An 11,895-nucleotide genomic window follows, 5' to 3' on the forward strand; every position below is an offset into this window, starting at 1 on the left:
CATCCGTCATGACCGCGGATTGGATCGCGGTGGCGACGACCACGGAGTTGGGTCGCCGCCGCAAACTTCGGGTCGACTGCGACGGTGTGGCCGTCGCGTTGTTCGCCGCCGCCGGGCGGGTGTACGCGATGGCCGACACCTGTATCCACCAGGATCGGTCACTGGTCAAGGGCACCCTGCTGCACGGCAAGGTGATCTGCCCGGGTCACCAGTGGCAGTTCGACCTGGAGACCGGATACGAGGAGAGCCAGGACCGCTGCCAACCCACCTACCCGGTGCGGGTGGAGGCGGACACCATCTACGTCAACACCACGGCTCGGCTGTCCACCACAACGGCTGCCGGAGAGGACGCCCACGGATGACCATGCAAACATTCGTCACCATCGGCGCGGGACAGACCGCCGCGGTGGCCGCCCGCACCCTGCGTCGCAGGGGATTCGACGGGCGCATCATCCTCATCGGCGATGAGCCGCATCTGCCGTACCAGCGGCCACCGCTGTCGAAGGAGTTCCTCGCCGGCACCGACACCCTCGAGTCGCTGCAGATACTTCCCGAGGCATGGCGGGCCGACAACGACGTCGAGGTCGTCACCCGCGCGACGGTGACGCGACTCGATCCGAACACGCGCACCGTCGAAATCGCCGGGCACGAGCCAATTCCCGCAGACGCGGTGCTGTTCGCGACCGGTGGGCGGCCACGCACACTGCCCGTGCCGGGACCGCGGCCCGATCTCGTTCACCAGCTGCGCACCATCGACGACGCGCAACGACTGCAGCAATCGCTGACACCGGGCCGGCGAATGGTGCTGATCGGCGCCGGTTTCATCGGGCTCGAAATCGCAGCCACCGCAGTGGCTCTGGGTGTCGACGTCACGGTGTTGGAGGCGGCCGCAGTGCCGCTGAGCACTGTCATCGGCGCGCGGATGGGCACGGAGTGCGCGCGGATGCATCGCGATCGCGGCGTCGATCTCCGCACCAACGCCGCAGTCCGTTCCCTTCGCACCACGAACGATCATGTCGTCATCGAACTCGACGGCGGGCCGCCGCTGGAGGCGGATGTCGTCGTGGTGGGCATCGGAATCACCCCGAACACCTCTGTCGCGGCGGCCGCCGGACTGCACGTCGACGACGGCATCGTGGTGGACGCACAGGGCCGAACCTCGATTCCCAGCGTGTTCGCCGCCGGTGACGTGGCCCGTCGCCATTCCGCGCGGGCCGGCCGCCACGTACGGGTCGAGCACTTCGACAATGCCAACAGACAAGGCGCCGCGGCCGCCAACGCCATGCTCGGTCGCGACGCCGTCTCCGACGAGGCGAACTGGTTCTGGTCGGACCAGTTCGACCACAACATCCAGTTCCTCGGCGCCGCACCACAATCCTGCGACCTGATCATCCGCGGGAACCCCGCCGAGCGGGACTTCACTGCGTTCTACGTCGACGACGGGATCCTCTGCGGTGCGTTCGCCATCGACCGCGGCGAGGACGTGATGGTTGCGCGTGAACTGCTCGGCCGCCGCGTCGACGCCGCGGTGCTCACCGACGAGGACACCGACCTATGGGGTCTCGTCGATACCGAAGAGGTGGTCCGATGATGGTCGAAGGTGCCAACTTCGTCGACGGCCGTTGGCTGCCAGCAGCTTCCGGGGAGACGTTCGAACGCCGCAATCCCGCCGACCAGGACGACGTGGTCGGCACCTTCCCGGCCTCCGGCGAGGCCGACGTCCGAGCTGCCGTCGACGCACTGGACAAGGCCGCACCCGAATGGGCCGCGAGCGCTCCGGAGCGTCGTGCCGCGATCCTGGAATCGGCGGCGGCGCAGCTTGAATCGCGGTCTGCGGAGTTGATCGCCGAACTGGTCCGCGAGGAGGGCAAGACCACCGCCGAGGCGACCATGGAGGTCAGCCGGACCCCGGCGAATCTGCGGTTCTACGCGGGCGAAGCCACCCGCACCACCGGGGACACATACCCCGCCGCCGGGACCGGCCTGGTGTACACCCTGCGCGAGCCGGTGGGCATCGTCGCCGCCATCACCCCGTGGAACTTCCCGCTGAACATCCCGTCCCGCAAGCTCGGCCCCGCCCTGGCCGCGGGTAACCCGGTGCTCTTCAAACCGTCGGAGGTCACGCCGCTGATGGGTCAGCGCCTGGTCGAGGCTCTGCTGGCGGGCGGGCTGCCGCCGACGGCGATTGCGCTGGTGCAGGGTGGTGCCGACGCCGGGGCGGCGCTGGTGGCCGATCCGCGAATCGCGGCCGTCACGTTCACCGGTTCAACCCGGGTGGGTCGGCTGATCCACCGCGAGGTCGGTCCCGACCGGCGGGTTCAGCTCGAGATGGGCGGTAAGAACCCTGTCGTGGTGGCCGAGGACGCGAACCTCGATGCGGCCGCCGCGCTGATCATCAAGGGTGCCTTCGGTCTCAGCGGCCAAGCGTGCACGGGTACCAGCCGGGTGATCGCCGTCGGCGCCGTGCACGACGAGTTACTGGAGCGGGTCGTCGCGAGAACCGAGGAGCTGACCGTCGGTCCCGGCGCGGACGACGGCGTCGACATGGGCCCGTTGGCCAGCGCCGCTCAGCTCGAGACGTACCTCGCCTACGTGCGGGCCGGTGAGGACGACGGGGCGACGCTGCGCTGCGGAGGCACGACGGTGGGCCGTGGGGGCTTCTTCGTCCGCCCCGCGGTGTTCACCGACACCACACCCATGATGCGCATCGTTCGCGAAGAGGTCTTCGGGCCGCTGCTCGCCTTTCAGCGTGCGGGATCCCTCGACGAGGCCGTCCATTTGGCCAATGCGACGGAGTACGGGCTCAGTGCGGCCATCGTCACAGGAGACCTCGCCGCGGCGACGCACTTCGCAGCCCGCTCGAAGAGCGGGCTGGTGAAGATCAACCAGCCGACGACGGGGATGGCCATGAACGCGCCGTTCGGTGGGTACAAGGCGTCGAGCACCCAGACCTTCAAGGAACAGGCGGGCGCGTCGATGATGGGGTTCTACACGCTCGAGAAGACCGTCTATCTCAATCCAGTCGCCTGATCGGCCGCTAAAATACGGAGTTTGCAATGGAATTCAAGCGTGTCGCCCGCTCTGGTCAGGTGCCGGAGGGAATGGTGCGGCGGTTCTACGCCGACGAGCACGAGTTCGCGGTGGCCCGCCTCGACGGCAAGGCGTATGCCACGTCGAACTACTGCACCCATCTGGACTGCCTGCTTTCGTCGGGAAAGCTGGTCGACGACGGTATCGGATGTTCCTGCCACGGAAGCGCATTCGACCTACAGACCGGTGAACCGATCTGTCCGCCCGCGACCGTGGCCATCAAGACCTATCCCGTGCAGGAGCGTGACGGTGAGATCTTCGTCGGCGTGGAGCCCGGTGACGCCGTGATCGGCCCGAGCCGACGCGCCCGCAAGAGCTCGTGATGTCCGGACCTGCGCGGCCGTCGGCGCTGTCGGCCGGTGGAATGGTCAGCTCCAGCCATCCGGCCGCGAGCTTCGCAGGGGCGCGCGTGCTCGCCGATGGTGGTAACGCGATCGATGCCACCCTCGCGATGGCCGCCGTCACCTGGCTGACCCTTCCCGGGCAGTGCGGCATCGGCGGGGACGCGTTCGCGATCGTCCGAGAACCCGACGGTCGGGTGTGGACGGTCAACGGTTCGGGTTTCGGGCCGGACGGGGGCACAGCCGACTTCTACCGCGCCAAGGGCTTGTCCACCATCCCTCTTGACGGAGCCTTGGCCGTAGCCGTCCCCGGTACGCCCGCGGCGCTGGCCGCAATGCACGACCACGGGGCGACGACGGCGCTGGACGTGCTGTGGGAGCCGGCCGCCCGCATCGCCGAGAACGGACTGCCGTGTTCGGCCAAGACCGCACGCGACGTGCGCGAGGCCATCGACGCCATCCGGACCGACGCGGGCCTCGCCTCGACGTTTGCCGCACGGTCCACTGGCGCAGAGGTCGGAGACCTACTGCGGCAACCTGATCTGGCCCGCACCATCCGAGGACTGGCCCGCGACCCCAGGAGCTTCTATCACGGCGAGTTGGCCGAGCGGGCCGTCGCGGCGCTGACCGCAGGCGGTGCCCCGTTCAGCGGTGACGAATGGGACGCAGGCGCATCGGTCGAGGCAGAGCCGGCGATCACGGCACGGTACGGCGGTGCGACCGTGCACCAGACTCCGCTGCCGTCTGCCGGCTGGATGATGCTGCAGCAGGCGGCGTTGTGCGACGGTGTGGTCGGCCCCATGCCATGGCTCGGCGCCGCGGCCATCGACCGGATGGCGCGCGCCGCGCGGCTGGCCTTCGCGGATCGGCTCGAACTGTGTGGCAGTGATAGCAACGGCGCCCGGGATGTGCTCGAACCCAACAGGATTCAGTCGCAACGTGATCAGTTGACATCCGCCGCGGTGGACTCGTCCGCGTTCAGCGTGCTCACCGGCGACACCACGTCCACCGTCGCCGTCGACGCCGAGGGCCGCGCGGTCAGCTTCATCCACTCCCTGGCGCTCACCTTCGGCGCGAAGTTCTCCATTCCCGGCACCGGCGTAGTGCTCAACAACCGGCTGGGGCGCGGTGCCTACCTGCTCGCCGGCCATCCGAACGAGGTCGCGCCGCGGCGCAAACCGCTGCACACCCTCAATGCGTGGATCGTCACAGACGACCGCGACCAGCTGCGGCACGTCGGGAACACCCCCGGCGGTGACGGTCAGGTGCAGTGGAACATGCAGCTGCTGTCGCACCTCGTCGACCACGGACTGGGCCCCCAGGAAGCCGTCTCGGCACCCCGGTTCACCGTGTTCCCCGGCTCGGACTCCGACGTCATCGGCCAACCCGACGAACTGCGGATCGAAGCGACGACGCCGGAGTCGATCCGCGACGAGTTGCGGGCACGCGGCCACCACGTCGTGGTCCAGCCCGAGTATGGGGCGGGCGGAAGCGCCCAGATCATCTCCCGCGATGAGCGCGGAATCTACAGCGGTGCAGCCGATCCCAGGCAAGAGGGCGTGGCGATCGGTGTCGACTGAACGGCTTCAGCCGCCAGCGCCGCAAGGCGACTACGTGGCCGCTTCGGTGCATGCGGGCGTCGCGTACAGCGCAGGGATGACGCCTCGACGCGACGGGCAGCTCACCATCACCGGCGTGGTGGGGTCGACGGTCTCCGTTGCACAGGCGCGGGCCGCGGCGCGACTCGCGGCGGCCAACGCGCTCTCGGCCGTCCTGGCGGCACTCCCCGCAGGCGCCGACGTGCGGTGCTTGCGGATGTCGGTCTACATCGCCTGCGCGCCGGACTTCCACGACCTCTCGACGGTGGCCGACGGCGCATCCGATGCGATCGTGACCACCCTCGGTCGACGGGCACTCCCCGCGCGCAGCGCAATCGGCGTGCAATGCCTGCCATCCGGCGCACCGGTCGAGGTCGAACTCGTCGCAACGGCCGTCCCGGGTTGAGATCGACCCGCGGCGCACGATGGCTAGGTCCCCGGCGCCACCACGGCAAGCTGGTGAGCTCGGGCGGCGCCGAGAAGCCGTTGGTCATAAGCGCAGAAGGCGACGAGTCGATCGTGATGCATCAACGCCGTCGCCAGGTGGATCGCGTCGAGCGTGCGCAGTTCTGGCGGCGAAGTCGTCCCCGCCGCTGCGGCGATCGATTCGGTGAGCACCAAGGAGTCGATCATCGAGATGAGCCGCTGCGCGGCGGACTCCACCAATCCCCCGACCCGACGGGCAACTCGGGTCAACTCGAGGTGCCCAATGCGGCTACTGGCCAACGACTCCTCGGGATGACCACCCAGCCATTCGATCAAGTCTTCTGATTCTGGCTCTGCAACAACGAGTTTCACCATCGCCGAAGTATCGAGATAGATCACCGGTCGGATCGCTGCTCGTCGAGAATCGGCGTCAGCGCTGCGCCCTGCACCAAGTCGTCGATGCTGAGGGCCGTCCGGGGGCGGGCCGCAGGGATCAACAGTCCCGCGGCGATGAGTGCCTCGCGGTCCTGATCAGCGGAGTTGATGGGCACCAGACGTGCCACCGGGTTTCCACGATCGGTGATCTGGATCGTCGCCCCGGCCTTGACCTTTGCCACCCACACGCTGGCGTGCTGGCGAAGTTCACGGATGCCAATCTGCTGCATGCTCCGAATGTAGCACATGTAATGCTACATGAGTTCCGGCGAGACGCGGTCCGCTCGTCGCAGGAAAACGCTCAGCCGAAGAACTCCGCGGCGTCGTTGTAACGGCCCTGCGGCACCAGCTTGAGCTGACGCACGGCGTCGGCGAGCGCCACCCGCCCGATCTCCTGGCCGCGCAGCGACACCATCATCCCGAATTCGCCGGAATGGGCGGCATCGGCGGCGTTGACGCCGAACCGGGTGGCCAACACCCTGTCGTACGCCGTCGGCGTGCCACCGCGCTGCACGTGCCCGAGCACCGTGGTGCGCACTTCCTTCTTGATCCGCTTCTCGATCTCGACGGCCAACTGCTGCGCGACACCGGTGAACTTCTGATGCCCGAACTCGTCGATGCCGCCGTCGAGCAGTTGCATCGAACCCTCGGCGGGCTTGGCGCCCTCGGCGACCACGCAGATGAAGTGCGAATCACCGCGGACGAACCGCTGCTTGACCAGGCGGCACACCTCTTCGACGTCGAACGGCTGCTCGGGGATCAGCGTCATGTGCGCACCGGAGGCCAGTCCGGCGTTGAGCGCGATCCAACCGGCATGGCGGCCCATCACCTCCACCAGCATCACCCGCTGGTGCGATTCCGCGGTGCTGTGCAGCCGGTCGATCGCATCGCTGGCGACCTGCAGTGCGGTGTCGTGGCCGAAAGTGACGTCAGTGCAGTCGATGTCGTTGTCGATGGTCTTCGGCACGCCCACAACGGGGACGTTCTCCTCCGACAGCCAGTGGGCCGCCGTCAGCGTGCCCTCGCCCCCGATCGGGATCAGCACGTCGATGCCGTTGTCCTCGAGCGTCTGCTTGATCTGGTCGAGGCCGGCCCGCAGCTTGTCCGGATTGACCCGCGCGGTGCCCAGGATGGTGCCGCCCTTGCCGAGCAGCCGGTCGTTGCGGTCGTCGTTGGCCAGTTGGATGCGTCGGTCCTCCAGCAGGCCGCGCCACCCGTCCAGGAAGCCGACCACCGTCGAGCCGTAGCGGACGTTGCACGTCCGCACCACGGCCCTGATGACCGCATTCAGGCCGGGACAGTCGCCGCCTCCGGTGAGAACTCCAATCCGCATGTGAGTATCTTCCCTTGTCCATCTTCACTTGTCAGATCGCGGTCGGCAGCGGACCGCGGGCAGCCTCATAGGCACCGCCTACCCGGTAGAGCCTGCCGTCGGCCAACGCTGGCGCCATGATCTGCAGGCCAACGGGCAGCCCGTCGTCCTCCGAGAGCCCCGACGGCACCGACATTCCGCAGTGCCCGGCAAGGTTCAACGGCAGGGTGCACAGGTCGAAGAGGTACATCGCGAGCGGGTCGTCGACCTTCTCCCCTAGGCGGAAGGCCGTCGTCGGCGTCGCGGGCGACACCAGGACGTCGACGCTCTCATACGCCCGCTCGAGGTCGCGCGCGATCAGGGTGCGCACCTTCTGGGCCTGGTTGTAGTAGGCGTCGTAGTAACCGGCCGACAGAGCGTAGGTGCCGATCATGATGCGGCGCTTGACTTCTGGGCCGAACCCGGCGGCCCTCGTCATCGCCATCACCTCTTCGGCGCTGTGGGTGCCGTCGTCACCGACCCGCAGCCCGTAGCGCATCGCGTCGAAGCGCGCGAGGTTGCTCGACACCTCGGACGGCAGGATCAGGTAGTAGGCCGCCATCGAATGGTCGAAGTTGGGGCAGTCGACCTCGGTGACGTCGGCGCCCAGTGCGGTGAGCTGCTCGACGGCCGCGTTGAACGACGCCAGCACGCCCGGCTGGTAGCCCTCGCCGCTGCGCAGCTGCTTGACCACACCGACGCGGACGCCCTTGAGATCACCGGTCGCCCCGACCTTGGCCGCTGCGACCAGGTCGGGCACGTCGGCCTTCACCGACGTCGAATCCCGAGGGTCGTGACCGGCGATGACCTGGTGCAACAGCGCGGTGTCGAGCACCGTACGGGCACAGGGTCCGCCCTGGTCCAGCGATGACGCACATGCGATGAGCCCGTAACGCGACACCGTCCCGTACGTCGGCTTGACGCCGACGGTGGCGGTCAACGCGGCAGGCTGGCGGATCGAGCCGCCCGTGTCGGATCCGATCGCCAGCGGGGCCTGGAACGCAGCCAGTGCCGCGGCGCTGCCACCGCCGGAACCGCCGGGGACGCGCTCGACGTTCCACGGGTTGCGGGTCGGGCCGTACGCCGAGTTCTCCGTCGAGCTGCCCATGGCGAACTCGTCCATGTTGGTCTTGCCGAGGATGGGGATCCCGGCGGCCCGCAGGCGCGCCGTCACCGTCGCGTCGTACGGCGAGCGCCAGCCCTCCAGGATTCTGGACCCGCACGTCGTCGGCATGTCGGTCGTGGTGAACACGTCCTTGAGCGCCAGCGGCACGCCGGCCAGCGCAGACGGCAACGTCTCCCCCGCGGCGACCGCGGCGTCGACCCGTCCCGCCTCGGCCAGCGCCGCTTCGGCCCCGACGTGCAAGAACGCGTGATAGCGGTCGTCGGTGGCGGCGATCTGGTCGAGGTGAGCCTGGGTAACCTCGGTGGAGCTCACTTCCTTGGCCGCGATCTTGGCACCGAGGGTCGCGGCGTCCAGGCGTACGAGGTCGCTCATTAGGCCCTCCTCGCAGGCTTGGTCGGCCCAATCCAGGCCATCGGTTCGCTCGCACTCTCGCTCACTGCGCCTCCCCAAGAATCCGCGGCACGGCGAACCGGCCGTCGACGGCATTCGGGGCGGCGGCCAACGCCTGCTCCTGCGTCAGGCACGGCTCGACGACGTCGGGCCTGGTGACGTTGAGCTCCTTGAGTGGGTTGTCGGTGGCCTCGACGCCGGTGACGTCGACGGCCTGAATCTGGCTGACGTGCGCCAGGATGGCGTCCAGCTGGCCGGCGAAGCTGTCCAGCTCACCGTCAGTCAGGGTGAGCCTGGCCAGGCGCGCCAGGTGGGCGACGTCGTCGCGCGAGATCTGAGACACGACCACGAAGCCTAGTCACCGTGGCGGGGACGGCTGCGCCGGAGTGCTGCCGAGGGCGTGCACACCGGTTTCCGAGTCGCTCCGCTCCTGCCCTCCATGAAACTTCCCAAGTCGCTCCGCTCCTGCCCTCCATGAAACAGTGTTGCCCGTGCCGTCATATCTGCTGCGGGTCCAGCTGGAGGACCGGCCCGGCAGCCTCGGCTCACTCGCCGTGGCGTTGGGATCGGTGGGTGCTGACATTCTCTCCCTCGACGTGGTGGAGCGCACTGCCGGCTACGCCGTCGACGACCTGGTGGTGGAGCTGCCGCCCGGGGCCATGCCCGACATGCTCATCACGGCCGCCGAGAAGCTCAACGGCGTGTACGTCGACAGCATCCGGCCACACACCGGACTGCTCGAAGCGCACCGCGAGTTGGAGCTGATCGACCACATCGCCGCCGCGGGCAAGAAGCGCGACAAGCTGCAGGCGCTCGCCGACGAGGCGCCGAAGGTGCTGCGGGTCGGATGGTGCATGGTGCTGACCCTGAACGAGACCGGGCTGGAGGTCGTCGCCGCCAGTCACGGGGCCCCCGAGACGGCCGCGGAGTCCGCCCCATGGCTGCCGCTCGAGCACGCCGAGGCGCTCGACGGGACCGCGGACTGGGTACCCCAGGTGTGGCGGGACTTCGACACCACGCTGGCGGCCGCACCACTCGGTGACCACCGGACCGCGGTGATACTGGGCCGCCCTGGCGGGCCTGCGTTCCGGCCGTCCGAGGTGGCCCGCCTTGGCTACCTCGCCGGAATCGTGTCGACGCTCCTGCGCTGAGCGCTCCGCATCAGTCCGCGTCCGGACCGTTTTCCAGCAGCAGCCGGAACCCGTCCTCGTCGAGCACGGGCACACCGAGCTCGACTGCCTTGTCGTACTTCGAACCTGGCGCGTCGCCCGCGACGACGTAGGCGGTCTTCTTGGACACCGAACCCGCGGCCTTTCCCCCGCGGGCGAGGATGGCCTCCTTGGCCTCGTCTCGGGAGAAGCCGTTCAGCGACCCGGTCACCACGATGGACAGGCCCTCCAGCGTCCTCGCGATGCTGGCGTCGCGTTCGTCCTGCATCCGCACGTCCGCGGCACGCCACTTGTCGACGATGGCGCGGTGCCAGTCGACGGTGAACCATTCGGTCACCGCGGCGGCGATCGTCGGGCCGACGCCTTCGACGGCGGCCAACTGCTCCTCGGATGCCGCCTCGATCGCGTCGAGGCTGCCGAACTCTCCTGCCAGAGCGCGGGCGGCCGTTGGCCCCACGTGGCGGATGGACAACGCGACGAGCACGCGCCACAACGCCTGCTGCTTGGCCGTCGCGAGATTGGCCAGCAGGCGCCTTCCATTGGCAGAGACCTCGCCGCCCTTGACGGTGAAGAGGCCGGTGCGCAGAAGATCGTCCTCGGTGAGGCCGAACAGATCGCCCTCGTCGGTGATCACGCCTGCCTGCAACAGCGCGATCGCCGCCTCGTAGCCAAGCCCCTCGATGTCGAAGGCGCCCCTGCCCGCGACGTGGAACACCCGCTCGCGCAGCTGCGCAGGACACGACCGCGAGTTGGGGCAGCGGATGTCGGCGTCGCCCTCCTTCGCCGGGGCCAGCGTGGTGCCGCATTCCGGACACGTCGTGGGCATCTCGAACTGGCGCTCGGTGCCGTCGCGCACGTCGACCACCGGCCCGAGCACCTCGGGAATGACGTCGCCCGCCTTGCGGATCACCACCGTGTCGCCGATCAGCACGCCCTTGCGTTTGACCTCCGAGGCGTTGTGCAGCGTCGCCAGCCCGACCGTGGAGCCTGCGATCTTGACGGGTTCCATGTAGGCGAACGGGGTGACGCGACCGGTACGGCCCACGTTGACGCGGATGTCGAGCATCTTGGTGGTGGCCTCCTCCGGTGGGTACTTGTAGGCGATCGCCCACCGCGGCGCGCGCGACGTCGCGCCGAGCCTGCGCTGCAGTCCGACGTCGTCGACCTTGGCCACCAGGCCGTCGATTTCGTGCTCGACGTCGTGGCGGTGCTCACCCCAGTAGACGACGCGTTCGGCCACCGCATCGATGCCCGTGACCCGCGTGGTGTGGTCGGACACCGGCAGCCCCCACGCCTTGAGCGCGAGGTAGGCGTCGTGCAGCGACGTGGGGCTGAAGCCCTCGGTGCGGCCGAGACCATGGCAGATCATGTGCAGCTTGCGCCTGGCCGTGACCGCGGGGTTCTTCTGCCGCAGCGAGCCCGCAGCGCTGTTGCGGGGGTTCGCGAACGGCGCCTTGCCCTCCGCGACGAGACCCGCGTTGAGGTCCTCGAAATCGGCGAGCCGGAAGAACACCTCGCCGCGTACCTCCAGCACGGCGGGCACCGGATGGTCGTCGCTGTGCACCAGGCGTTCGGGGATGTCGTCGATGGTGCGCGCGTTCAGCGTGACGTCCTCGCCGGTGCGTCCGTCACCGCGGGTGGCGGCGCGGGCCAGCACACCGTCGCGGTAGACCAGTGCCAGCGCCACCCCGTCGATCTTCAGCTCACACAGGAACTCGGGATCCGCGCCGATCTCGCCCGTCAACCGGCCGGCCCACGCGGCCAGCTCCTCGGCGCTGAACACGTTGTCGAGACTCAACATTCGTTCGAGGTGGTCCGCCGAGCTGAAGTCCGTGGCGAAGCCCGCTCCGCCAACCAACTGGGTCGGCGAATCCGGGGTCCGCAACTCGGGGTACGTCTCCTCCAGGGCCGTCAGCTCGCCGAGCAACCGGTCGAACTCGCCGTCGGAGACGATCGGTGCGTCCTTGAC

13 protein-coding genes are annotated in these 11,895 nt (G+C 68.8%); 7 read left to right on the forward strand and 6 right to left on the reverse strand.

What is annotated here, in order from left to right; genetic code table 11:
• Window positions 1–8 precede the first annotated feature (8 nt).
• Genes ACRDUX_RS16670 through ACRDUX_RS16695 form a run of 6 tightly spaced genes read left to right on the forward strand, consistent with a single transcriptional unit; the run spans window position 9 to window position 5,435 of the window.
• Window positions 9–362, forward strand: coding sequence for a Rieske (2Fe-2S) protein (locus tag ACRDUX_RS16670; RefSeq protein WP_526415136.1), 354 nt, complete (start codon window positions 9–11; stop codon window positions 360–362).
• The gene (locus ACRDUX_RS16675) at window positions 359–1,591 is read left to right on the forward strand and encodes an NAD(P)/FAD-dependent oxidoreductase (protein WP_526415125.1); all 1,233 of its coding nucleotides are present in this window, start codon (window positions 359–361) and stop codon (window positions 1,589–1,591) included. The genes ACRDUX_RS16670 and ACRDUX_RS16675 overlap by 4 nt, the downstream gene beginning before the upstream one ends.
• Entirely contained in the window at window positions 1,591–3,030 is a 1,440-nt protein-coding gene (locus tag ACRDUX_RS16680) for an aldehyde dehydrogenase family protein (protein ID WP_526415137.1), read from the forward strand. The genes ACRDUX_RS16675 and ACRDUX_RS16680 overlap by 1 nt, the downstream gene beginning before the upstream one ends.
• A 26-nt stretch (window positions 3,031–3,056) precedes the next feature.
• Window positions 3,057–3,413, forward strand: a complete 357-nt coding sequence (locus ACRDUX_RS16685; RefSeq protein WP_526415126.1) for a Rieske (2Fe-2S) protein — start codon at window positions 3,057–3,059, stop codon at window positions 3,411–3,413.
• The gene (locus ACRDUX_RS16690; RefSeq protein WP_526415127.1) at window positions 3,413–5,011 is read left to right on the forward strand and encodes a gamma-glutamyltransferase family protein; all 1,599 of its coding nucleotides are present in this window, start codon (window positions 3,413–3,415) and stop codon (window positions 5,009–5,011) included. Before ACRDUX_RS16685 ends, ACRDUX_RS16690 begins: the two co-directional genes overlap by 1 nt.
• A complete protein-coding gene (locus ACRDUX_RS16695; protein WP_526415128.1) occupies window positions 5,001–5,435 on the forward strand; it encodes a RidA family protein in 435 nt (144 codons plus the stop codon). Before ACRDUX_RS16690 ends, ACRDUX_RS16695 begins: the two co-directional genes overlap by 11 nt.
• A gap of 23 nt (window positions 5,436–5,458) precedes the next feature.
• Here the strand turns inward: ACRDUX_RS16695 and ACRDUX_RS16700 are convergent, their stop codons facing one another.
• From ACRDUX_RS16700 to gatC, 5 genes are all read right to left on the reverse strand, one after another.
• Complete coding sequence (locus ACRDUX_RS16700; RefSeq protein WP_526415129.1) at window positions 5,459–5,854, reverse strand: type II toxin-antitoxin system VapC family toxin; 396 nt, start codon at window positions 5,852–5,854, stop codon at window positions 5,459–5,461.
• Complete coding sequence (locus ACRDUX_RS16705) at window positions 5,851–6,120, reverse strand: type II toxin-antitoxin system Phd/YefM family antitoxin (protein ID WP_526415130.1); 270 nt, start codon at window positions 6,118–6,120, stop codon at window positions 5,851–5,853. The genes ACRDUX_RS16700 and ACRDUX_RS16705 overlap by 4 nt, the downstream gene beginning before the upstream one ends.
• Window positions 6,121–6,191: 71 nt before the next feature.
• Window positions 6,192–7,223, reverse strand: coding sequence for a 6-phosphofructokinase (locus ACRDUX_RS16710; protein WP_526415131.1), 1,032 nt, complete (start codon window positions 7,221–7,223; stop codon window positions 6,192–6,194).
• A gap of 31 nt (window positions 7,224–7,254) precedes the next feature.
• Window positions 7,255–8,739, reverse strand: a complete 1,485-nt coding sequence (gene gatA / locus ACRDUX_RS16715) for an Asp-tRNA(Asn)/Glu-tRNA(Gln) amidotransferase subunit GatA (protein ID WP_526415132.1) — start codon at window positions 8,737–8,739, stop codon at window positions 7,255–7,257.
• Window positions 8,740–8,800: 61 nt separating this feature from the next.
• On the reverse strand, window positions 8,801–9,100 hold the full coding sequence (gene gatC, locus ACRDUX_RS16720; protein WP_526415133.1) for an Asp-tRNA(Asn)/Glu-tRNA(Gln) amidotransferase subunit GatC: 300 nt from the start codon (window positions 9,098–9,100) through the stop codon (window positions 8,801–8,803).
• A gap of 148 nt (window positions 9,101–9,248) precedes the next feature.
• Here gatC and ACRDUX_RS16725 point away from each other — a divergent pair, with 148 nt between their 5' ends.
• Entirely contained in the window at window positions 9,249–9,908 is a 660-nt protein-coding gene (locus tag ACRDUX_RS16725) for an ACT domain-containing protein (protein ID WP_526415134.1), read from the forward strand.
• A 10-nt stretch (window positions 9,909–9,918) separates the two neighbouring features.
• On the opposite strand, the gene ligA is transcribed toward ACRDUX_RS16725, so the two are convergent.
• On the reverse strand, window positions 9,919–11,895 hold a 1,977-nt coding region (gene ligA, locus ACRDUX_RS16730; RefSeq protein ID WP_526415135.1), incomplete at its 5' end, for an NAD-dependent DNA ligase LigA.

The sequence above is a fragment of the Mycobacterium sp. genome (assembly GCF_050701675.1).
In the GTDB taxonomy this organism is placed as follows: Bacteria; Actinomycetota; Actinomycetes; order Mycobacteriales; family Mycobacteriaceae; genus Mycobacterium.